This window comes from Actinophytocola gossypii (assembly GCF_025165815.1).
In the GTDB taxonomy this organism is placed as follows: domain Bacteria; phylum Actinomycetota; class Actinomycetes; order Mycobacteriales; family Pseudonocardiaceae; genus Actinophytocola; species Actinophytocola gossypii.
The window spans coordinates 41,642-63,568 of the sequence record NZ_JAFFZE010000017.1 but is presented as its reverse complement, the minus strand read 5'-3'; the positions used below and the strand labels follow the sequence as shown (position 1 = coordinate 63,568).

Below are 21,927 nucleotides of genomic sequence, written 5' to 3'. Positions count from 1 at the left end.
GTCGGGGTGGGTTGAGAGTCGGTGCTATGTCTTGCGGTTGCGCGCGGTTCCGTACTGCAGGAGCACCGCCACGACGATGATCACGCCCTTGGCGATGTTCTGGATGTCGGACTCCAGGTTGTTCTGGGTGAAGATGCTGTTCACCACGGTGAAGATCAGCCCGCCGATCAGGGTGCCGATGAGCGTGCCCCGGCCACCGGAGAGCAGCGTGCCGCCGATGACGACCGCGGCGATCGCGTCCAGCTCGTAGTACATGCCGTTGGTGGACGAGCCCGATGTCGTGCGGGCGACCACCATGAGGGCGGCGATGCCGCAGCACAGGCCCGCGATGCCGTACACCATCGCGGTGTGCCGCTTGACGTTGATGCCCGCCAGCCGGGCCGCCTCCTCGTTGCCGCCGATGGCGAACGTGCGGCGGCCGAACGTGGTCCGGTTGAGCAGGACCCAGCCGACGACGTACACCACGGCGAGCATCCAGATCAGGGTCGGGATGCCGAACAGGTCACCACGGAAGAAGTCCAGGTAGCCCTGCTGCTCGACCACCTGGGTGCGGCCGTCGGACAGCCGCTCGGCCAGGCCGCGCGCCGACGCGTACATGGCGAGCGTCGCGATGAACGGCACCAGCCGCCCGTAGGCGATCAGCACACCGTTGATCAACCCCGCACCGAGGCCGACCACGAGCGCGCACAGGACCATCACCCACGGCCCGTAGGACTGGGTCGCCAGCGTGGTCATCCACACGCTGGACAGCGCGACCATCGACCCGACGGACAGGTCGATGCCGCCGGAGATGATCACGAACGTCATGCCGACGCTGACCACGCCGATCGCCGCGGCGAGGCGGAGCATCGTGGAGACGTTGCTCTCGGAGAGGAAGCTGTCCGGCTGCAGCACGTAGCCGGTCACGCAGAGCGCGACCAGCACGCCGGTCAGGATCGTCAGCCGCAGGTCCAGCCGCAGTCCGCTCGGCGTGCGCACGCCGGTGGTCGGACCGGTGCGCACCGGCTCCTCGCCCGCCAGCGGACCGCCGGGCGCGGCGCCCGGCTTGTCCACAGAGGACTTCTCGCCCACGTCACTCACCGTGTGCCTCCCTCCCGTTCGCTCCGCACCCAGTCACTCACGCCATCACCTCGCTACCTTCCATGACCATGTCGAGCACGGCCGCCTCGGTGAGTTCACTCGCCGGCGCCTCGGTGAGCAGGCGGCCCTCACGCATCACGAGCACCCGGTCGGACAGACCGAGCACCTCCGGAACCTCGCTGGACACCAGCAGCACGGCAACCCCGCTCGCGGCCAGCTCGTGGATCAGCCGGTACAGCTCGGCCCGCGCGCCGACGTCGACGCCGCGGGTCGGCTCGTCCAGCAGCAGCACCTTGCAGTCGCGGACCAGCCAGCGGGCGACCACGGCCTTCTGCTGGTTGCCGCCGGACAGCGTGCGCACCTCCCGGCGCGGATCGGCCGGCCGCAGGTCCAGCCGCTCCAGCGTGGCCCGCGCGTCCCGCAGCTCCCGGCGGATGTCGCTGAACCCGGCCCGGCTGTACTCGGGCAGGCTGGCCAGGACCACGTTGTTGGCCACCGACTGGTCCAGCAGCAGCGCCTGGCTCTTGCGCTCCTCCGGCGCGAGCCCGACCCCGGCGGCGACCGCGGCGGGGACGTTGCCCGGCCGCAAGCGCTTGCCGTCGACGACGACCGTGCCGGAGTCGGCCTTGCGCGCGCCGTAGACGGTCTCCAGCACCTCACTGCGCCCGGCGCCGACCAGCCCGGCGATGCCGACGATCTCGCCGGCGTTGACCGTGAAGCTGACGTCGGCGAACTCGCTTGCCCTGGTCAACCCCTCGACGACCAGCACCTCGTGCGAGCTGTCGGTCGTGTTCGCCTCGCGGTGCGGGAACACGGTCTCGACGTTGCGCCCGGACATCAGGTTGACCAGCTCGGCGGTGGGGGTGTGCGAGTCCAGGTTGGACGCGACCGTGCGCCCGTCCTTGATCACCGTCACCCGGTTGCCGATGCGGCGGATCTCCTCGAGCCGGTGGGAGATGTAGACGATCGCGACGCCCTCGGCGGTGAGGTCGGCGACCACGCGGAACAGGTTGTCCACCTCGTCGGCGGCGAGCGCGGCGGTGGGCTCGTCCATGACGATCAGGCGGGCGTCGTGGGCGAGCGCGCGGGCCATCGAGACCAGCTGCTGGCCGGCGGCGGACAGCAGCCCGACCTCGCGGCCGACCGGGATCTCCGGGTGGCCGAGCCGCCGCATGAGCTTGCGCGCCTCGGCCCGCATGTGCCCTCGGCGGGTGAACCCGAACGCGTTCGGCTCGTGCCCGAGGAAGATGTTCTCGGCGACCGAGAGCCCGTCGACCAGGTCGAGCTCCTGGTACATCGTGGCGACCCCGATCCGCAACGCGGCGACCGGCGAGCCGAGCGTGGTCGGCTTGCCCTGCCAGACGATCTCCCCGCCGTCCGGCTGGTGCGCACCGGCGAGCACCTTGATCAGCGTCGACTTGCCCGCGCCGTTCTGGCCGAGCAGGCAGTGCACCTCCCCGGCGCGCACCTCCAGGTCCACGCCGTCGAGCGCCCGCACCCCGGGGAACGTCTTCACGATCCCCGACATGGTCAACAACACGTCGCCAGGTTCGGTCTCAGTGCTCATGGTTCGCTTCGCTCCCTCGCTAGCACGCCGTCTTCCCTCCTGCGCTGCTCGTCAGTCCAGACGGCGCACGCTCCTCCGCTGCCGCTCACGCCGGTGCCTCCTCGTCCTGCTGCGCCATCGGCGGTACGACGGTCGGGTCGTCGAGGACGCGCCGGAGGGCTGCGAGCGCCCCGCCGGTGGTGGCCGCGGTGAAGCCGAGGCGGGAGCCGACGACCTTCGCTCCGCCCGCGCCGGGGGCCAGGACCCCGGCGACGACCTGGTTGCGGATCGGCTCCACGAGCCACTCGGGCAGTGCCGCGAAGTAGCCGCCGAGCACCACGACGGCCGGGTTCAGCAGGTTCACCAGGATCGACACGCCCACCCCGAGCGCAGAGCCGATCTGGTGCAGCGCGTCCAGGGTCCGCTGGTCGTCCCGCGCCGCCCTGGCGCGCACGATCCGCATCCGCTGGTCCAGGTCGAGGGTGGGGTCGCGGACCGGGTCGTCGGTGTCGGCGCAGGCGTGCAGCAGCGCGCCGAGCCCGACCTGGGTCTCCCAGCAGCCGCGCCGGCCGCACGAGCAGTACGGCCCGAGCGGGTCCATCGCCATGTGCCCGATCTCGCCGGCGAACCCGATCGACCCGCGCACCAGTCGCCCGCCGGAGATCACGCCGCCGCCGATGCCGAAGTCGCCGGTGAGGTAGACCAGGTCGGACACGGGTACCGAGCCGGTGTTCATCGCGGCCAGCTCGGCCATCGCGCCGAGGTTGGCGTCGTTGTCGACGGCGATCCGGTCCAGCGGCAGGCCGGTGCGGGCGGCCAGGCCGTCGGCGATCGCGACGTCGCGCCAGCGCAGCCGGGGCGCGAGGGTGACGGTGCCGGCGGCGGTGTCGACGAGCCCCGGCACGGAGACGGTGACGCCGACCGGCGGACCGACGGTGCCCGCGACCTCGCGGAGCGCGGTGACGGCGAGCTCGGCCAGTTGGTCGATGGCGCGCTCCGGCCCGATGCCCGGCACGTCGCAGGCCACCCGGCGGGTGTGGATCAGCTCGCCGGCGAGGTCGGTGACCACGACGCCGACGTGCCCGACGTGGATGTCCAGCCCGATCCCGCACACGCTCGTCGGCCGCAGGTCGACCAGCTGACCCGGCCGGCCCTGCCCGCCAGCGGAGACGCCGGCGGAGTGCACGAGGCCGCGTAGTTCGAGGTCGGTGACCAGGCTGGAGACGGTGGCCTTGGACAGTCCGGAGCGCACCGCGAGCTGGGCACGCGAGAGCGCCCCGCGCTCCCGGAGGGTGTGCACGAGCAGCGCGAGGTTCCCTCGACGCAGACCCGCCTGATCGACGGGGCGGCTATGGCCCACCGGTGCTCCACTTCGTTGAGGGCCCGATCGAAAGTCGGTGCTCCAACTCACAGGAGAGCGTCTCCTAGGGCCCATAAGAGACGCAATACCCCGTTCGGCGCAACATCTGGATCGATCTTTTGAATCAAACCGTCAAAAGTGTTGCTGATTCGAGACGAAGTGAAGGCCTAGAACCGTCTGCGTGAAAGCGTCGTCACACGCTGACACCGAAGGGTCTACCGCCTGCTCAGCTACCGGCTCAGCTACCGGCGAAGGCCCGGTCGGTCGCCGACCACGCGGCGCCGGTCACGCCGGCGAACTCGCCCAGCTCGGAGAGCACGATCGGCAGGTTCCCGGTGGCCAGCGGCAGCGAGCGCCGGTACACCGAGCTGCGCACCTCGGCCAGCAGCGGGTGCCCCAGCCGCGACACCCCGCCGCCGATCACGACCATCCCGGGGTTGAGGAAGCTCACCAGCGAGGCCACCACGTGCCCGAGCCGCCGGCCGCCCTCGCGGACCAGGTTCGCCGCGGCGAAGTCGCCTGCCACGGCCGCGTCGCCGACGTCCTGCGCGGTCAGCCGCCCGCGCTGCTCCAGCGCCTCGGCCAGCATCGTCGACCGCCCGGAGCGGGCGAGGGTCAGCGCGTCGCGGGCCAGCGCGCCGCCGCCGAAGTACGCCTCGAGGCAGCCGACCTCCCCGCACGCGCAGGCGGGGCCGTAGTCGTCGAGCCGGATGTGCCCGATGTCGCCCGCGGTGCCGGCGACGCCCCGGTAGACCTTGCCGCCGAGCACGATCCCGCAGCCGATGCCGGTGCCGACCTTGACGAAGATCAGGTCGTCGAGCGACCGGGCGACGCCGGCGTGCCGCTCGCCGAGCGCCATCACGTTCACGTCGTTGTCGACGGTGACCGGGCAACCCCACTTCCCGGCGAGCTCGTCGCGCACCGGGTAGCGGTCCCAGCCCGGCATGATCGGCGGCGCCACCGGCATGCCGTCGCGGAAGCTGACCGGGCCGGGCAGCCCGATCCCGGCGCCGACGAGCCGGCCCGGCACCTTGTCCAACACGCGCGCGGCCAGCTCGACCACCAGCCCGAGCACCGGGGTGGGCCCGAGCCGCACCTCGCACTCCTCGCTCTGGCTCGCCAGCACCTCGCACCGCCCGTCGGTGACCGCGACGTTGATCGACGTCGCCCCGACGTCGGCGGCGACGAACCGCAGGTCGTCGGCCAGGTGCACGAGGGTCGACCGGCGCCCGCCCCGGCTCGCGGCCGGGCCGCCGATCTCCACCAATCCGGTGTCGACCAGTCGGGTGAGCTCGCCCGCGAGCTTGGCGCGCGGCAGGTCCAGCCGCTCACCGAGCGCGACCCGCGACATCGGACCCTCGTCGCGGAGCAACGCCAGCAGCCGGGACTGTTGGCGGGAGCGCGCTCCCTGCTGCTGACCGGCTGTCTGCGCACTCATGCCGTCTCCCGTGAAGTGTGTTATCCCGTCCAATTTATCCCCTCCGGCCATGGGACCGGGGGCGATGGCGGGATCGGTACCCGGGTGGAGGGTCGGCGCGAGAAGAGTGACGTCTGGCTCTAGGCTGACTTCCGTGCGTCACGCAACCGCCAGGTTCGTCCCCGCTTTCGTCGTGTCGCTGCTGGCCCTGGTCGTCGCGGCGCTGGTGTCCGCTCCGGGGGCATCGGCCGGGCCGAAGCAGGCCCGCAAGGCCCAGTCGGAGACCGAGGAGCAGGGAGCCTGCCAGGCCCGACAGCTTCCGCCTCCGCCCATCGACACCTCCGAGGAGCCCCCTCCCGGCAGCCCGAGCCCCGAGCCGCTGCCGATCCCCGACGACCCGGTCGGGGGACCACGGATGGGTGACTGCGGCATCGTGAAGCCGGACGACGCGCCGGCCCCGCCCGGTGGCATCAACGCGGCCACGTGGGTCGTCTCCGACCTCGACTCCGGCGAGGTGCTGGCCGCGAAGGACCCGCACGCCCGCGAGCGCCCCGCGTCGCTGATCAAGAACCTGCTGGCCATCGTGGTGATCCGCGAACTGAGCCCGGACAAGGTCGTGCGCGGGACGCAGGAGGACGCCAACCAGGAGGGCACGAAGGTCGGCATCGGGCCGGGCGGCGAGTACACCGTCGACCAGCTGCTGCACGCGCTGGTGATGGAGTCCGGGAACGACGCCGCGTGGGCGCTGGCGCGCGCGCTCGGCGGCGTGGACGTGGCGCTGGACAAGATGAACGCGTTGGCGAAGGAGATCGGCGCGCTGGACACGCGGGCCGCGACCCCGTCCGGCCTGGACGGTCCGGGGATGACGACGTCGGCGTACGACCAGAGCCTGATCTTCCGCGCGGCCATGCGGTACGAGGAGTTCGCCGACGCGGCCGCCAGGGACTCGATGGAGTTCCCCGGGCACGACGGCAGCGGGACCTTCCAGATCTACAACGACAACGGGCTGCTGGAGGACTACGAGGGTTTCCTCGGCGGCAAGACGGGCTTCACCGACGACTCGCGACACACCTACGTCGGGGCGGCCGAGCAGGACGATCGTCGGCTGTCGGTGGTGCTGCTCCGGGGCGAGCGGAACCCGGACCCACTGTCCGAGCAGGGCAGGAAGCTGCTGGACTACGGCTTCGAACTGGCGGCGGACGACTACCGCCCGGTGGGCCAGCTCGTCGACAAGGCGCCGGAGGCCCAGCCCAAGCAGGACGCCGGCGACGTCGAGGGCGTCCGCAAGCCGGTGGACGAGGCGTCGTCGTCGACCGCCCAGGCGGACACGGAACGCTCGGCGTTCGGGAACGTGGGTCTGCCGCTGGTCGCCCTGGCCGCCGTGGCCGTGCTGGTGACCGTCGGCATGTGGCTGCGCCGCCGCCGAGCCCGCATCGCCCGCGCGAACCGCACCTCGGCCTAGCACCTCACGGCCCCCTCGACACGGCGGGTGCGATAGCAAATCCCCACCGGTGCGCGGATGCGCCATCGCCCTGGGGGACCCCTGTTTTCACGCTAGCAGTGGGCACCGACAGTTCCGGCGTGGCTGGTCAGGGCGGCGGTGCGGGGCGGCGGGAGCGGCGCCAGAGAAGGCCGAGGACGGTGCCGGCGCCGACGAGGGTTGCCGCGTCGCGGGCGCTTGGGCCCTTGCGTACGACGGTCACCGGGCGGATCACCGCCGGCGGTGGGGGTGGCGGGACCGTGGGCCGCACGTTCTCCCTGGCCGTCGCCGTCCAGGCGGTGATGAACAGGAGGAACCTCGACACCAGGTTCGCGAACACCAGCAGACCGATGATCGGGCCGAACACCGATCCCGCGGGCGAGTCCATCACCGACCCCAGGTAGATGGTGAACACCTGCTTGAGGATCTCGAACCCGACCGCCGCGGCCGCCGCGCCGCGCACGGCCGAGCGGACGCTCACCCGCTCCCTCGGCAGCCGGGAGATCACCCACAGGAACACCACCCAGTTCGCCACCAGGGACAGCACGATCGTCGCCACCGTCAGCAGGAACTGCGCCCAGGCGTCGTCGTTCAGGCCGACCCAGCCGAGCAGCAGGTCGCCGAGCCCGGTCCCCGCGGCCGTCAGGCCGAACGACACCGCCAGCGCGAGCCCCAGGCCGAGCAGGGACAGCAGGTCCGACACCGTCTTCTTCAGGAACGGCCGCTGCTGGTACTCCTGCCCCCACTGCGCGGTCAGCGCGTCGCGCAGGTTGCTCATCCAGCCCAACCCGGAGTACAGGGCCGCCAGCAGGCCCAGTACCCCGATCGTGTTGCGTTCCTCGATGGAGGTGTCGACGACCTCGTTGATCGTCGAGCCGAGGCCGGACGGCGCGGCCTCGGTGATGCCGGTCTTCATCTCGTCGAGCAGGGCCGCGTTGCCGGCCAGCACGAAACCGGCGACCGCGAACGCGATCATCAGCAGGGGAAACAGCGACAGCACGCTGAAGTACGTGATGGCCGCGGCGTAGTGGTTGCCATAACGCTCGGTGAACGCGTCCTTCGCGCGCACCAGGTGGTCGAGCCACGGCCGCTTCGCCCGCTGTCTGGTCAGGAACGACTCGTTGTCTCCCACAGCCAAACGCTAGCCCGGATGATCTACACCCGCATGATCAACCGAGCGCCGGCGCGACGAATCCGAGCCGGTCGTAGGCCCGCGCCAGCGTCCTGGACGCCACCTCGCGCGCCCGTTCCGCGCCCCGGGCCAGAACCTTGTCCAGCTCCGCCGGGTCGTCCAGGTAGCCCCGCACCCGCTCCTGGATCGGCGTCACGAACTCGACCAGCACCTCGGCGACGGCCTTCTTGAGGTCGCCGTAGCCCTTGCCGTCGAACTCGGCCTCCAGCGCCGCCAGCGGCCGGCCGGCCAGCGCGGAGTAGATCGCCAGCAGGTTCGACACGCCCGGCTTGGCCTCCGGGTCGTAGACGATCTCCCGGCCGGTGTCGGTGACCGCGGAGCGCACCTTCTTCGCGGACACCTTCGGGTCGTCCAGCAGGTCGACGATCCCGCCGGGCGCGGACGAGGACTTGCTCATCTTCGCGCTCGGGTCCTGCAGGTCGTAGATCTTGGCCGCGTCCTTGACGATGTACGGCTCGGGCAGGCGGAACGTGCGGCCGAACCGGGAGTTGAACCGCTGCGCGAGGTCGCGGGTCAGCTCGAGGTGCTGGCGCTGGTCCTCGCCGACCGGGACGTAGGCGGCCTGGTAGGCCAGGATGTCGGCGGCCTGCAGTGCCGGGTAGCCGAACAGGCCGAGGCTGACCCGGTCGGTCTGCTGCTTGGCCGACTTGTCCTTGAACTGGGTCATCCGGCTGGCCTCGCCGAACCCGGTGAGGCACTGCATCACCCAGCCGAGCTGCGCGTGCTCGGGCACGTGGCTCTGCACGAACAGGGTCGCGCGCTCCGGGTCGATGCCCAGCGCGAGCAGCTGCGCCGCGGACACCCGGGTGCGCCTGCGCAGCAGCTTGGGGTCGTGCTCGACGGTGATCGCGTGCAGGTCGACGACGCAGTAGAACGTGTCGTGGGTGTCCTGCATGGCGACCCACTGGCGAATGGCGCCGAGGTAGTTGCCGAGGTGGAACGAGTCCGCGGTCGGCTGGATCCCGGACAGGACCCTGGGGCGCTGCTCTTGCGTCTCTGGTTGCGGCGACACGCCGGGAATTCTCCCAGAGGGCGTGCTGGGCAGCGGCGTCAGGCCACGCGCTCGCCGGCGGCCGGTTCCACCGGCTGAGTGACATCCGTCCGGGTGTCGGCGACCGGCACGGTGGTGACCACCCGGCGGCGGTGCCGCAGCAGGCCGACGACCATGCCGCCGGCACCGATGGCCACGGCGGCGATGCCGACCGGGCCGAAGAAGCCGAAGGACACCGTCTGCTGCGCGACTCCGTCGTCCGCGAGCGCCGTGGCGGACGCCCCCTGGGCCGTGACCGCCAACGCGACCGGAACCAGAACCATGACCACAACCAGCCTGCTCGCCACCGCCGCCGTGCGGGCGGCCGTCAGGGCAACTCGGTCGCGCACTGGTGCGCCTCCTGCGCTCATCACCGTCGTGGTACCCCCGATAGGGGGCGGTAGGACCGAAATACCTACCGACCGTGGTGGCCCGTGAAGACTCCGTTAGTCCGATCGGTACTGCGCGAGCGAGCGTATCCCCTTCGTGTGCCGACCATCACCCGGGGGCGCAGGTTTGATCCAATCGCCGGACGGCTGTGACACAACCGCTGGTCAGGGGGACGGGCGGAGCCACCCGCGCCGCTCCCCCTCGTCGATGACCGCCCGCGCCGCCTCGCCGAGCGCCGCCGACGCGTCCGCGATGACCGACTTCCTGGCCCGCACGACGTCGGCCGTGACGCCCGGGGTGTGCCAGGTGCCGCCGCGGCTCATCCAGTTGAGCAGCAGCGGCTCGAGCCGGTCCATGGCCTTGGCGAAGCGCGCTTCGGGGGTCTGCCGGGCCTCGAACTCGTCCCACAGGTCGCGGAACCGTTTCGCCTGGTCCGCGGGCAGCAGCCCGAACAGCCGATCGGCGGCGGCCTGCTCCCGCTCGACCTGGGTCTCCGCGCCGACGGTGTCGTAGAGCGGCGTGTCCCCGGCATGGATCTCGATCAGATCGTGCACGACGACGAGCTGGACGGTCCGCCCCACGTCGATCGGCTCGTCGGCGTACTCGGCGAGCAGGATCACCATGAGCGCGAGGTGCCAGGAGTGCTCGGCGTCGTTCTCCCGCCGCTCCGCCGCCACCAACGGCGACTGCCGCACCACCGTCTTGAGCCGATCCACCTCGACCACGAACCGAAGCTGCGCGGCGAGCCGCTCGGGAAGCACGTCGGGCAGCGGGTTCTTGTCGGTCAGCAGCACGTCGTCCACGCCCGGACCCTCTCAGCGGCACCACCGCCGGAGCAAGGTGATTACCCTCGCCCGGCATGCGGCGGGTGACGGTGCTCGGGAGCTGCGCGGCGTGGCCGGAGCCCGGCCGGGCGTGCAGCGGGTTCCTGGTGGAGTACGACGGGTTCCGGGTCGTGCTCGATCTCGGGTTCGGGACGTTGCCCCGGCTGCTCGAACTCCGCCCCAGCGGGGACGTGGACGCCGTCGTGGTCACGCACGCGCACAGCGACCACTGCGTCGACCTCAACGGGCTGCTCCGCGTCAGGCACTACGGGGACGCCGCGTTCGAACCCGTTCCGCTGCTCTGCCCGGACGACGTCGCGCGGCTCGTCGACTCGATGGAGCCGGAGCCGCGGCTGGCCGACCTGTTCGACGTCCGCGCCCTGCCCGGCGAGTACCGGGTGGGGCCGTTCCTGGTCCACGCGTTGACGTTGCCGCACCACGTGCCGGCCGTCGGGGTTCGGCTCCTCGCGCCGGGGTTGACCGTCGCCTACACGGGTGACACGGGGCCGCACGAGAACCTGGCGGTGCTCGGGGACCGGGCGGATCTGTTCGTGGTCGAGGCCACGCACCAGGGCGAGCAGACCAGTGAGCACCTGCTGTGCGCGCGGGAGGCCGGCCGGTGGGCTACCAGAGCCCGCGCGCGGCGGCTGATGCTCACCCACTTCTGGCCGGGGGCGGACCGGGCGGTCTCCCGCGAAGAGGCCGGGGAGACGTTCGACGGGGAGATCCTGGTCGCCGACGAAGGGCTCGTGGTCGAGCTCTAACAGCCCTCGCTCGGCTGGAGGTACTCGGTCGAGACCCAGCGGCCCTCGGCGAGCTTGCGGAAGCCGTTGCGCACCTCGGTGTCCGCGTCGGACTGTTCGCCCTGGGACAGTTGGTCGACGATGTTGGCCGGGTCGATCTCGGGCGCCGAGCGCACGTTCAGCCCGTCCACGGTGGACTCCACCTGGCACTGCGGGGTGCTCGACGCCGGCTCGGCGTCGCCGCCGCTCTCGGTCCCGCGCTGGGCGGAGCCCTGGACGTAGATGACGTAGATCCCGACGGCGACACCCAGGGCGATCACCGTGCGCTTGAGGCTCCACTTCACGTTCAGCAGCTTCATCGAAATCGCTCCCAACGGGGTGCCGTCAGCGCCTGCCTCTCAGATATAACCCAGCCGGCTCGAGTTGGAAACGAGCCGGGCCGGGAACCACTCGCACGTCCCAACGGGACACCACGTTCCGTCACCGCACGTGCAGACGCACGGACGGCGCCCACCGGGTGGCGGGCGCCGTCCGAGGAGACGATCAGGCCATCTTCTCGCGCAGGTTCTCGTCCAGGGTGGCGAGGAACTCCTCGGTGGTCTGGAACTCCTGGTCCTTGCCGACCAGCAGCGCCAGGTCCTTGGTCATCCTGCCGCTCTCGACGGTCTCGATGATCACCTGCTCCAGGGTGTGCGCGAAGCCGGACACCTCGGGCGTCGAGTCCTGCTTGCCGCGCGCGTCCAGGCCGCGGGTCCAGGCGAAGATCGACGCGATCGGGTTCGTCGACGTCGGCTTGCCGGCCTGGTGCTGGCGGTAGTGCCTGGTCACCGTGCCGTGCGCGGCCTCGGCCTCGACCTTGCCGTCCGGGGTCATCAGCACCGAGGTCATCAGGCCCAGCGAGCCGAAGCCCTGCGCGACGGTGTCGGACTGCACGTCACCGTCGTAGTTCTTGCAGGCCCAGACGTAGCCGCCCTCCCACTTGAGCGCCGCGGCGACCATGTCGTCGATGAGCCGGTGCTCGTAGGTGATGCCCTTGGCGTCGAAGTCGGACTTGAACTCGGCCTCGAAGATCTCCGCGAACACGTCCTTGAACATGCCGTCGTAGGCCTTGAGGATCGTGTTCTTGGTCGACATGTAGACCGGGTAGCCGCGCTCGAGTCCGTACCGGAAGGACGCGCGCGCGAAGTCCTCGATGGACTTGCGGTAGTTGTACATCCCGACCGCGACGCCGCCGCCCTCCGGGAAGTTCGCGACCTCGAACTCCATCGGCTCGCCGCCGTCGGCCGGGGTGTAGCTGACGGTCAGGGTGCCGGGGCCGGGGACCTTGAAGTCGGTGGCCTTGTACTGGTCGCCGTGCGCGTGACGGCCGATGATGATCGGCTTGGTCCAGCCGGGCACCAGCCGCGGGATGTTGGAGATGACGATCGGCTCGCGGAAGATCACGCCGCCGAGGATGTTGCGGATGGTGCCGTTGGGGCTGCGCCACATCTTCTTCAGGCCGAACTCCTCGACCCGCGCCTCGTCCGGGGTGATGGTGGCGCACTTGACGCCGACCCCGTGCTTGGCGATCGCGTTCGCCGCGTCGACGGTGACCTGGTCGTCGGTGGCGTCCCGGTGCTCGATACCCAGGTCGTAGTAGTCCAGGTTGACGTCCAGGTACGGGTGGATCAGCTTGTCCTTGATGAACTGCCAGATGATGCGGGTCATCTCGTCGCCGTCAAGCTCGACGACCGTCCCCTGGACCTTGATCTTGGCCATGTGCCGGGATGCTCCTCTCACGTCTCCGTCGCGCGCGTGGTCTCGCGCCAAACGGTACACGCGTACTGCTAACGATGCGTTCCGGGTCACCCCGGACACTTGCTCTACCTATCGACTTTCGATAGCTTTCTATCGTTAGGCAATCGAGGGAGAGATCATGGGAAAGCTGACGCTGCTCGCGCTGCGGGCCGTGCTCGTGGCGTTGCTCGCGGGCTCGCTGTTCGTGCAGGCGGTGATGGTGCCGCTGCTGGCCGTCGACCTGGAGGAGGACTTCGGCCTCACGTCCCGGCGCGTCCCGATCGTCGTGATCGTGATCCTGGGCTTCGTGGCGATGCAGGTCGTCCTGGTCTGCGTGTGGCGGCTGGTGACGATGGTCGGCCGCGGCACGGTGTTCTCCCCGGCCGCGTTCCGCTACGTGGACGTCGTGATCGGCGCGTTCGTGGCGGCCGCGCTGGTGACGTTCGCGCTCGCGGTCGTCCTGGCGCCGGGCGAGGCGGTCGCGCCGGGGATCGTCCTGCTGATCTGCGGGGTGGTGGTGGCGATCCTGGGGGTCGCGCTCGTCGTGCTCGTGCTGCGGATGCTGCTCGGCCAGGCCACGCGGATGCGGGCCGAGCTGGACGAGGTCATCTGATGCCGATCGTGGTCGACATCGACGTCATGCTGGCCAGGCGGAAGATGTCCGTCGGCGAGCTCGCCGAGCGGGTCGGGATCACGCCGGCCAACCTGGCGGTGCTCAAGAACGGCCGCGCCAAGGCGGTGCGGTTCGCGACGCTCGCCGCGCTCTGCGAGGCGCTGGAGTGCCAGCCGGGCGACCTGCTGCGCTGGGAGCCGGAGTGAGCGTCAGGGCCGGGCGTCGGCCCACTCGGTGGCGAGCATGGCGAACACGACCTCGTCGTTCCACTCGCCCTTGACGAACTCGTTCTGCACGAAGTGGGCCTCGCGGCGCAGGCCGAGCCGGGCCATCAGCCTGGCCGACGCGGTGTTGCGGGCCTCGCAGCGGCCGATGATCCGGTGCAGGCCGAGACCGTCGAACCCGAGGCGCAGCATCTCCACCGCGGCCTCGCCGGCATAGCCGTTGCCGTGGAACGCGGGGTTGAACACGAACCCGAACTCGCCCTGCCGGTTCGACTCGGACAGCCAGCACAGGTTGACCTCCCCGAGCAGCTCCCCGGTCTCCCGCAGCACGACCGCCAGCACCAGCACGTCCCCGGCCTTCTCCAGCGACGTCCTCGCGATCCGGCGCTCGAGCGCCTCGGCCGTCTCCGCCGGCTCGCGGGGACCTTCGTACAGGTAGCGGGCCACCTCGGGCAGCTTCTGGTACGCGTGCAGGGCGTCGAAGTCGGTCTCGGCGAAGGGGCGCAGGGTCAGGCGGGCGGTCTCGATCGGGTACTCGGGTCGCAGCACCCCACCACGCTAGCGCGGCAGGTAGAGCAGGCGGCGCAGCCGGCGGTTGCGGCGCAGGACGTTGCGGGTGACGCGGATCGACAGCGAACCGAGCAGCAGGGACAGCACCAGTTTCATACACCTCAGGATGAGCACGGGCGCTGACGAAGTCGTCAAACCGAGCGCGACAACCGCGCTGCGCCGACCGGCGTACCGGCCGCGGCCCGGCTACTCTCCCCGTGGTAGCCGCCGTGCCATGATGAGGCTCATGGCGACCTGGCTGACCACGGACTCCGAGGCGAACGAGCTGCTCGACCGCGAGCCGTTGGCGCTGCTCACCGGCATGCTGCTGGACCAGCAGGTGACCATCGAGACCGCGTTCGCCGGGCCGAAGAAGATCCTCGAGCGCGTCGGCTCGCTGGACGCTCGCGTGATCGCCGAGTACGACCCGCAGCGGTTCGCCGAGCTGTGCTCGACGCCGCCGGCCATCCACCGCTTCCCCGGCTCGATGGCCAAGCGCATCCAGGCGATGTGCCAGGAGCTCGTCGACACCTACGACGGCCGCGCCGAGGGGGTCTGGACCGCCGGGAACCCGAACGGCGCCGAGGTGCTCAAGCGGCTCAAGGCCCTGCCCGGTTTCGGCGAGGGGAAGGCCAAGATCTTTCTCGCGCTGCTCGGCAAACAGCGCGGGCTCACCGCGACGGGTTGGCGAAAGGCCGCCGGCGACTACGCGAAGAAGGGCTCGTTCCTGTCCGTCGCCGACATCGTGGACGAGGCGTCGCTGCTCGAGGTCCGCGCCTACAAGAAGGAAATGAAGGCCGCGGCAAAGGCCAAGAAGGCCTGAGCAGCTGCTACGTTGGGCGTGGGCGCGGACACCCAGGGTTCACCGAATTCCTGGGCATGGATGGTGCGTTTTCCAACTCGGCCGATATTCGGCCAGTAATTCACCGAAACTGGCGTTTGACTAGGTGACCGACGGTGTTTACCGTTCGGCGACGAGTCCGGGTGCGGAAAACCCAGCCAGAACGAAAGCGGAACGCGGTGAAGAAGACCTCCATCCGGCGTGACCGGGCTCTGCCTACCCGAAGGTTGTCCATCCGTACCCGGGTGCTCGCGATCGCGCTCGTGCCGTGCATCGTGTTCCTGCTCGCCGGCGCGGGCGGCACCGGGTACCTGATCTACGACGCCGCCTCGACGCGGAACTACTTCTCCCTGGCCAGCGACGCCCAGCGTGCCGCGCTCCCGCTGATCGTCGCGCTCCAGGAGGAACGCCGCCTCACCCTGCGCCGGCTGGCCAGCCTGGGCTCCTTCGAGTCCGACCTGCTCCGGCAGCGCGAGCAGACCGACGCCCTGGTCGACGACGTCACCACGAAGCTGGGTGAGCTGGCCGACGTCGCCCCCGCGTCGGTCCAGCGCGACGTCGGCGAGTTCACCACGCTGATGGGCGAGCTGCCGTCGACCCGCATCCGCGTCGACGGCGCCCAGGTCACCGTCAACGACTCGTTCACCTTCTACAACCGGATCATCGACCAGTTCATCGAGGGCACCCAGGGCCTCGCGCAGTTCGGCCCGGACGCCGAGTCGGTGTACGCGCTCGGGGTCGGCGTAGGCCCGCTGCTCACCGCCGTCGACCAGATGCTCCGCGCGGACGCGCTCGCCTCGGCCAACACCGCGGGCGGCCTCGACCCGGCCGACTTCCGGCTGTACCAGGGCCTGGTCAGCGCGTACCACCTGCAGCTCGAGCAGAGCATGCGAGTAGCCGTGCCCGAGGTGCAGCAACGGTACGAGGCGCTCAAGGACACCACCGGCTGGGAGCGGCTGCTGTCGGTCGAGCAGGCCCTGCTCGACGGCGGCCGGAACATCCCGCTCAGCGAGGACCTGTGGCGCGGCGCCACCCAGGAGGTATCCATCGCACTGGTGGCCCTGCTGCAGACCCAGGCCCGCGCGACGATCGCGGACGCGGTGGACCGGATCGACACCACGCTCACCCAGGCGATCGTCGCCGGCGTGGTGGTGCTGCTGCTCGCCGCCGCCGTGTTCGTGTTCGCCATCCGGCTGTCCCGGCGGCTCATCGAACGCCTCACCCGGCTGCGCGCGGAGACCCTGGAGCTGGCCGAGCAGAAGCTGCCGGCGCTGGTGGAGAGCGTCCGGACCGGCGCGGACGTCACCGTCGACGACGTGCGCCTAGCCGGGCACGGCACCGACGAGATCGGCGAGGTCGCGGACGCGTTCAACTCGGCCCAGCGGACCGCGGTGGCCGCCGCCGTGCAGGAGGCGAAGACCAGGGAGGGCACCAAGACGGTGTTCCTCAACATCGCCCACCGCAGCCAGGTCATCGTGCACCGCCAGCTCAAGGTGCTCGACGAGGCCGAGCGCAAGCAGGAGGACCCCGAGCAGCTGGAGATGCTGTTCCAGCTCGACCACCTGTCCACCCGGGCCAGGCGCAACGCGGAGAACCTGATCATCCTCGGCGGCGGCCAGCCGGGCCGGCGCTGGCGGAACCCGGTCAGCCTCACCGAGCTGGCCCGCGGCGCCGCGGCCGAGACCGAGGACTTCGCCCGGGTCAAGATCGCCAAGCTGCCTGCGGTCGCGGTGAACGGGCCGGTCGTCGGCGACCTGGTGCACCTGCTCGCCGAGCTGATCGACAACGCCACCTCGTTCTCGCCGCCGGAGTCGCGGGTGGAGGTCCGGGGCAACGTCGTCGGGCGCGGGGTCGCGCTGGAGATCGAGGACCAGGGCCTCGGCATCGAGGCCGACCTGGTGGAGCGGCTCAACGGGATGCTCCACCGGCCGCCGGACTTCGGCATCATGGCGCTGTCCACCGAGCCCCGCCTCGGCCTGTTCGTGGTGGCCAGGCTCGCCGCCCGGCACGGGATCTCCGTGACGCTGCGCGAGTCGGCCTACGGCGGCACCCGCGCGATCGTGCTGCTGCGCGCGGAGCTGCTCACCGAGGTGCCGTCGGCCGAGGACGTCACGCCGACGGTGAAGACGCCCCCGGTCGAGCAGCCGACCGTGTTGCCGCTGCCCGCGTCGTTCCTGCAGCCGCTGCCGGAGTTCCCGGTGGTGGCGGCCAAGCCGGGCGAGGACCTGTTCCGCCCGCAGCTCCCGGTCGAGGAGACGTTCGAGGAGACCTTCGCGGAAACGCCGGCCCCCGAGCGGCCGACATCCCCGACGGGACCCGAGCGACCGGCGGGCCGACCGCCGCTGCCCCAGCGCAGGCGCCAGCAGAACCTGGCTCCGCAGCTGCGGGAGGACCCGTCGGCGACGGCGTGGCCCCCGGCGGACACCGAGGAGGTCGAGAACAGCCCGGACGCGGCGCGCAGCAGGCTGTCGGCGTTCGTGCAGGGCACGAGGCGGGGCCGGGAGGAGCCGGACATGGGTAACGGGAACGGCGAGAACACCGTGGGGAGCGTGCGCAATGGCCAACACCGCGCTGAATGAGCTGGACTGGTTGCTCAACGACCTGGTCAAGCGGGTGGCCGGGGTGGAGAGAGCGGTCGTGCTCTCCGCCGACGGGCTGCTCATCGGCAAGTCGGACAACCTCGACGAGGCCGACGCCGAACACCTGTCGGCGGTGGCGTCGGCCTTCCAGAGCCTGGCCCGCGGCACCGGCCGGCACTTCGGCGGCGGCCGGGTGCGCCAGACCCTGGTCGAGATGGATCACGCGTTCCTGTTCGTGACCGCCGCCGGCCAGGGCGCGTGCCTGGCGCTGCTGGCCGAGGAGTCGGCCGACGTCGGGATGGTCGCGTACGAGATGAACCTGATGGTCAAGCGGGTCGGGGCGGCGCTGTCGGCGAAGCCACGCGAGACCATGGGCCGTCCGGTGCCATGAGCGTGGACCACGAGGCGTGGTTCGACGAGGCCGCCGGCCCGCTGGTCCGGCCGTACGCGGTGACCGGCGGGCGCACGAAGTCGGACACGATCGGCCTCGACCTGATCACGCTGGTCGTCGCGCTGCGGGAGCACGCCGACCACCTGGAGCCCGAGTCGCTCCAGCTGCTGCGGGTGTGCCAGCAGCCGATCTCGGTCGTCGAGGCGGCCGCGCAGGTGGACCTGCCGCTGCAGGTGGTGAAGGTGCTGCTCAGCGACCTGATCACGCAGAACCTGATGATCCACCGGTCGGCCGTGCAGGTCACCGACGCACCGAGCCAACACGTACTCCAGGCGGTTCTCGATGGCATCCGGAAACTCTGAACGCCTCGCCTCGGCGGTGAAGATCGTGGTCGCCGGCGGTTTCGGCGTCGGCAAGACCACGATGGTCGGCTCGGTCAGCGAGGTGCCGCCGTTGCGCACCGAGGAGCTGATCACCGAGGCGTCGGCGGGCGTGGACGACCTGTCCGGCGTGGAGGCCAAGCACACGACGACGGTCGCGCTGGACTTCGGCCGCATCACGATCAACCCCGAGCTGATCCTGTACCTGTTCGGCACGCCGGGCCAGAACCGGTTCTGGTTCATGTGGGACGAGCTGGCCCGGGGCGCGCTGGGCGCGGTGGTGCTGGCCGACACCCGCCGCCTGGACTCGTGTTTCCCGGCGGTCGACTTCTTCGAGCGCCGCGGCCTGCCGTTCGTGGTGGCGGTGAACTGCTTCGACGACGCCTACCACTACACCGACGACGAGGTGCGTGGCGCGCTGGACCTGGACCCGCACGTGCCGCTGCTGCTGTGCGACGCGCGGGACCGGGAATCGACGAAGACCGTGCTGGTCACCCTGATGGGGCACGTGATGGCACAGGCGCGTATGGCGGGAGCACACTGAGCGCGGCCAGAATGGCGGCCATGTTCACCTTCACCTCGGCGTTCAGCGGCTTCTCCGTCGACGACACGGACGCCGCGAAACGCTTCTACGGCGAGACGCTCGGCGTCCGGGTGTCCGAGGAGAACGGCATGCTGACCCTGCACCTGCCGGGCGGCCGCGACACCCTGATCTACCCGAAGCCCGACCACACCCCGGCCGCGTACACGACCCTGAACTTCGCCGTCGAGGACGTCGAGGCCGCCGTCGACGCCCTGACCGCGGCCGGCGTCGAGTTCGAACACTACGACGGCACCGACGACAAGGGCATCTTCCGCGAGGTCGGCCCGACCATCGCCTGGTTCCGCGACCCCGCCGGCAACGTCCTGTCGGTCATCCAGGCCGACTGATCACATCCGGTCCGGTGCCTCGATGCCGAGCAGGTCGAGGCCGTGCGCGAGGACGCGGGCGGTCAGCGCGCACAGGGCGAGGCGGCTCGCCCGCGTCGTGGGGTCGGCGCGGAGGACCGGGCAGCTCTCGTAGAACGTGGTGAACGTGGTGGCGAGCGCGTACAGGTAGGCGCACAGCCGATGCGGTTCGAGGGTCTCGGCCAGGTCGGCGATGGTGTCGGGGAAGCCGAGCAGGGCGATGGCCAGGTCGCGTTCGGCCGGTTCGGCCACGGTGACCTGCCCTGGGGGCTCGTCGGCGCGGCGCAGGATCGACTGGACGCGGGCGTGCGCGTACTGCAGGTACGGGCCGGTGTTGCCGTCGAAGGCGAGCATCCGGTCGTAGTCGAACGTGTAGTCCTTCGTGCGGTCGGTGGACAGGTCCGCGTACTTCACCGCGCCGATGCCGACCGCGCGGGCGACCGTGTCGGTGTCCACGTCGCGGTCGCGGATCTTGTCGGCGGCCCTGGTCACCGCCTCGTCGAGCAGGTCGGTGAGGCGGATGGTGTGGCCGGCGCGGGTGCGGAGCATGCGGCCGTCGGTGCCGAGTACCGAGCCGAAGGCGATGTGCTCGGCGCGGACGCCCTCGGTGAGCCAGCCGGCCTCGCGGGCGGCCTGGAAGATCAGCTGGAAGTGCTCGCGCTGCGGGCTGCCGACGACGTACAGCAGGCGGGTCGCGCCCAGGTCGGCGATGCGGTACCGGATGGCGGCGAGGTCGGTGGTGTCGTAGCCGTAGCCGCCGTCGGCCTTGCGGACGATCAGCGGCAGCGGGTCGCCGTCGCGGTTGGTGAAGCCGGCGGGGAACACACAGCTGGCGCCGTCGCTCTCGCGCAGGAGCCCGAGGCGGTCCAGCTCCTTGGCGACGTCGTCGAGCATCGGCTGGTAGCGGCTCTCGCCGGCCAGGTCGGCGTCGGTCAGCAGGACGCCGAGGCGGGTGTAGACCTCGGCGTAGTGGCGCGCGGACAGGTCGACGATGGTCCGCCACAGCCGCAGGGTCGGCTCGTCGCCGCGTTGGAGGGCGACCACCCGGGCGCGGGAGCGCTCGCGGAAGCCGTCGTCGGTGTCGAACTTCTCGCGGGCCTGGCGGTAGAACGCGTTGAGGTCGCCGATCGAGTGTTCCGCGTCGTCCTGGTCGAGCAGTTGCTCCACGAGCATGCCGAACGGGGTGCCCCAGTCGCCGACGTGGTTCTGCCGGATCACCCGGTGCCCGAGCCAGCCGAGCACGCGGGCGGCGGCGTCCCCGATGATCGTCGAGCGCAGGTGGCCGACGTGCATCTCCTTCGCCGCGTTGGGCGCGGAGTAGTCGATGACGACGGTGTCCGGGGCGTCGGCGGGTGGGACGCCGAGGCGCTGGTCGGCGGCCATGGTGGTGACCAGGTCGCCCAGGACGTCGGCGCGCAGGGTGAGGTTGACGAAGCCAGGCCCGGCGATCTCGGTGGTCGCGCAGAGGTCGTCGAGCGGGTCCTGCGCCAGCACGTCGGCGGCGACGTCGCGCGGGGGGCGGCCGAGCTTGCGGGCGAGCGCGAGGGCACCGTCGGCCTGGAAGTCGGCGCGCTGGGATCGCCGCACCGCGGGCTCCGCGTGGCCGCCGGCGACCGCGGCGAACGCGGCACCGAGACGTTGCTGGAGAAGTGCGACGAGTCCGGTCATGCGGATGACCGTATCGGGCTCACCCAGGTCAGGGCTTTCGGCCCACGGCGGCGGCGCTGCACTGCTCGACCTGGCTGAGGGGGCGCAGCTTCGGGCCGTCCGGCCACCACATGTCGGACAGCTCCCAGTCGGCGGGCTTGTTGGGGCCCGGGGGGATCAGCTCGAGGCCGGGCATGAACTCCATCAGCTGCGCGCGGGTGCGGAACATGCCGGAGCCCATCGGGCTGTGCACGAAGATGTCCTCCATCTTCCTGGCGAGCGCGCTGTGCTCCGGCGTCTCCGGGTCGAAGAAATGCGAGATGGCGACGAAACTGCCCGACGGCAATGCGTCGACGTACTCCTTCATCAGGTCGCGGCCGTTGTCCTTCGTGTAGTGGTGCAACGTTCCGACGTGCAGTAAACCGACCGGCTGGGTCAGGTCGATGTGCTTGCGCACGAGTTCGGAGTTGAGCACCTCGTCCGGGCGGAAAATGTCGGCGGAGACGAAATGCGTGTAGTCGTTGTCGGTCAGCAGTGCCTGCCCGTGGGCGATCACGACCGGGTCGTTGTCGACGTACACGACCCGGGTTTCCGGGTCGATCCGCTGCGCGATCTGGTGGGTGTTCTCCGCGGTCGGCAACCCGGAGCCGCAGTCGAGGAACTGCCGGATCCCGCCCTGGTCGGACAGGAACCGCACCGCCCTGGTCAGGAAGTTCCGGTTGGACCACGCGAGGTCGTTCACCTCCGGCGCGACCCGCCGCACCTGGTCGAGGACCTCGCGGTCGATCTCGTAGTTGTCCTTGCCGCCCAACGCCGCGTCGTACACCCGGGCGATGCTCGCCCGGCTCGGGTCGACCCCGACCGGCACCGAGCTCGGTGCCTCGTACTTCGTCGCGGAATCGGACATAGCGAACCTC

23 protein-coding genes are annotated in these 21,927 nt (G+C 70.9%); 10 read left to right on the top strand and 13 right to left on the bottom strand.

Annotation, left to right across the window (positions count from 1 at the left end; translation table 11 throughout):
* Positions 1–24: 24 nt before the first annotated feature.
* From JT362_RS23855 to JT362_RS23840, 4 genes are all read right to left on the bottom strand, one after another.
* Positions 25–1,002, bottom strand: coding sequence for an ABC transporter permease (locus JT362_RS23855; protein ID WP_260194137.1), 978 nt, complete (start codon positions 1,000–1,002; stop codon positions 25–27).
* A gap of 115 nt (positions 1,003–1,117) precedes the next feature.
* The gene (locus JT362_RS23850; protein ID WP_260193910.1) at positions 1,118–2,647 is read right to left on the bottom strand and encodes a sugar ABC transporter ATP-binding protein; all 1,530 of its coding nucleotides are present in this window, start codon (positions 2,645–2,647) and stop codon (positions 1,118–1,120) included.
* An 85-nt stretch (positions 2,648–2,732) separates the two neighbouring features.
* Entirely contained in the window at positions 2,733–3,986 is a 1,254-nt protein-coding gene (locus tag JT362_RS23845; RefSeq protein WP_260193909.1) for an ROK family transcriptional regulator, read from the bottom strand.
* A gap of 238 nt (positions 3,987–4,224) precedes the next feature.
* Positions 4,225–5,424 carry an ROK family transcriptional regulator gene (locus tag JT362_RS23840; RefSeq protein WP_260193908.1) on the bottom strand — a complete coding sequence of 400 codons (1,200 nt, stop codon included), beginning with the start codon at positions 5,422–5,424 and terminating at the stop codon, positions 4,225–4,227.
* 133 nt (positions 5,425–5,557) lie between these two features.
* Here JT362_RS23840 and JT362_RS23835 point away from each other — a divergent pair, with 133 nt between their 5' ends.
* Positions 5,558–6,865, top strand: a complete 1,308-nt coding sequence (locus JT362_RS23835) for a D-alanyl-D-alanine carboxypeptidase family protein (RefSeq protein ID WP_260193907.1) — start codon at positions 5,558–5,560, stop codon at positions 6,863–6,865.
* Positions 6,866–6,992: 127 nt separating this feature from the next.
* Here the strand turns inward: JT362_RS23835 and yhjD are convergent, their stop codons facing one another.
* The 4 genes from yhjD to JT362_RS23815 form a co-directional block, all read right to left on the bottom strand.
* The gene (gene yhjD, locus JT362_RS23830) at positions 6,993–8,021 is read right to left on the bottom strand and encodes an inner membrane protein YhjD (protein WP_375546551.1); all 1,029 of its coding nucleotides are present in this window, start codon (positions 8,019–8,021) and stop codon (positions 6,993–6,995) included.
* 31 nt (positions 8,022–8,052) lie between these two features.
* On the bottom strand, positions 8,053–9,087 hold the full coding sequence (gene trpS / locus JT362_RS23825) for a tryptophan--tRNA ligase (RefSeq protein WP_260193905.1): 1,035 nt from the start codon (positions 9,085–9,087) through the stop codon (positions 8,053–8,055).
* Between the two features lie 38 nt (positions 9,088–9,125).
* Positions 9,126–9,455, bottom strand: coding sequence for a hypothetical protein (locus JT362_RS23820; protein ID WP_260193904.1), 330 nt, complete (start codon positions 9,453–9,455; stop codon positions 9,126–9,128).
* Between the two features lie 204 nt (positions 9,456–9,659).
* Positions 9,660–10,298, bottom strand: coding sequence for an HD domain-containing protein (locus tag JT362_RS23815; protein WP_260193903.1), 639 nt, complete (start codon positions 10,296–10,298; stop codon positions 9,660–9,662).
* A 56-nt stretch (positions 10,299–10,354) separates the two neighbouring features.
* On the opposite strand from JT362_RS23815, the gene JT362_RS23810 reads away from it, so the two are divergent.
* A complete protein-coding gene (locus JT362_RS23810) occupies positions 10,355–11,083 on the top strand; it encodes an MBL fold metallo-hydrolase (RefSeq protein WP_260193902.1) in 729 nt (242 codons plus the stop codon).
* On the opposite strand, the gene JT362_RS23805 is transcribed toward JT362_RS23810, so the two are convergent.
* Positions 11,080–11,421, bottom strand: coding sequence for an SH3 domain-containing protein (locus JT362_RS23805; protein ID WP_260193901.1), 342 nt, complete (start codon positions 11,419–11,421; stop codon positions 11,080–11,082). The two genes, JT362_RS23810 and JT362_RS23805, sit on opposite strands and share 4 nt — an antisense overlap.
* A 184-nt stretch (positions 11,422–11,605) precedes the next feature.
* Positions 11,606–12,820, bottom strand: coding sequence for an NADP-dependent isocitrate dehydrogenase (locus tag JT362_RS23800; protein ID WP_260193900.1), 1,215 nt, complete (start codon positions 12,818–12,820; stop codon positions 11,606–11,608).
* Positions 12,821–12,977: 157 nt separating this feature from the next.
* On the opposite strand from JT362_RS23800, the gene JT362_RS23795 reads away from it, so the two are divergent.
* Positions 12,978–13,451: a DUF2975 domain-containing protein gene (locus tag JT362_RS23795; protein WP_260193899.1), complete on the top strand. Its 474-nt coding sequence runs from the start codon at positions 12,978–12,980 to the stop codon at positions 13,449–13,451.
* On the top strand, positions 13,451–13,657 hold the full coding sequence (locus JT362_RS23790) for a helix-turn-helix domain-containing protein (protein ID WP_260193897.1): 207 nt from the start codon (positions 13,451–13,453) through the stop codon (positions 13,655–13,657). The genes JT362_RS23795 and JT362_RS23790 overlap by 1 nt, the downstream gene beginning before the upstream one ends.
* 3 nt (positions 13,658–13,660) lie before the next feature.
* Here JT362_RS23790 and JT362_RS23785 read toward each other — a convergent pair whose 3' ends face one another.
* A complete protein-coding gene (locus JT362_RS23785; RefSeq protein ID WP_260193896.1) occupies positions 13,661–14,224 on the bottom strand; it encodes a GNAT family N-acetyltransferase in 564 nt (187 codons plus the stop codon).
* A gap of 247 nt (positions 14,225–14,471) precedes the next feature.
* Between JT362_RS23785 and JT362_RS23780 the strand changes: the two genes are divergently transcribed.
* The 6 genes from JT362_RS23780 to JT362_RS23755 all read left to right on the top strand — a co-directional run bounded on the left by JT362_RS23780 (position 14,472) and on the right by JT362_RS23755 (position 19,345).
* Positions 14,472–15,047, top strand: a complete 576-nt coding sequence (locus tag JT362_RS23780; RefSeq protein ID WP_260193895.1) for an HhH-GPD-type base excision DNA repair protein — start codon at positions 14,472–14,474, stop codon at positions 15,045–15,047.
* A 245-nt stretch (positions 15,048–15,292) separates the two neighbouring features.
* Positions 15,293–17,644 (top strand): sensor histidine kinase, encoded by a 2,352-nt coding sequence (locus JT362_RS23775; RefSeq protein WP_260193894.1) that lies wholly within the window; start codon positions 15,293–15,295, stop codon positions 17,642–17,644.
* Positions 17,622–18,035 (top strand): roadblock/LC7 domain-containing protein, encoded by a 414-nt coding sequence (locus tag JT362_RS23770; protein WP_260193893.1) that lies wholly within the window; start codon positions 17,622–17,624, stop codon positions 18,033–18,035. Before JT362_RS23775 ends, JT362_RS23770 begins: the two co-directional genes overlap by 23 nt.
* Positions 18,032–18,397 carry a DUF742 domain-containing protein gene (locus JT362_RS23765; protein ID WP_260193891.1) on the top strand — a complete coding sequence of 122 codons (366 nt, stop codon included), beginning with the start codon at positions 18,032–18,034 and terminating at the stop codon, positions 18,395–18,397. The genes JT362_RS23770 and JT362_RS23765 overlap by 4 nt, the downstream gene beginning before the upstream one ends.
* A complete protein-coding gene (locus JT362_RS23760; protein ID WP_260193889.1) occupies positions 18,378–18,959 on the top strand; it encodes a GTP-binding protein in 582 nt (193 codons plus the stop codon). Before JT362_RS23765 ends, JT362_RS23760 begins: the two co-directional genes overlap by 20 nt.
* Positions 18,960–18,979: 20 nt before the next feature.
* Complete coding sequence (locus JT362_RS23755; RefSeq protein WP_260193888.1) at positions 18,980–19,345, top strand: VOC family protein; 366 nt, start codon at positions 18,980–18,982, stop codon at positions 19,343–19,345.
* On the opposite strand, the gene argS is transcribed toward JT362_RS23755, so the two are convergent.
* Both argS and JT362_RS23745 read right to left on the bottom strand, forming a co-directional pair.
* A complete protein-coding gene (gene argS, locus JT362_RS23750) occupies positions 19,346–21,031 on the bottom strand; it encodes an arginine--tRNA ligase (protein WP_260193887.1) in 1,686 nt (561 codons plus the stop codon).
* 28 nt (positions 21,032–21,059) lie between these two features.
* Positions 21,060–21,917, bottom strand: a complete 858-nt coding sequence (locus JT362_RS23745; protein ID WP_260193886.1) for an SAM-dependent methyltransferase — start codon at positions 21,915–21,917, stop codon at positions 21,060–21,062.
* Positions 21,918–21,927: the final 10 nt, after the last annotated feature.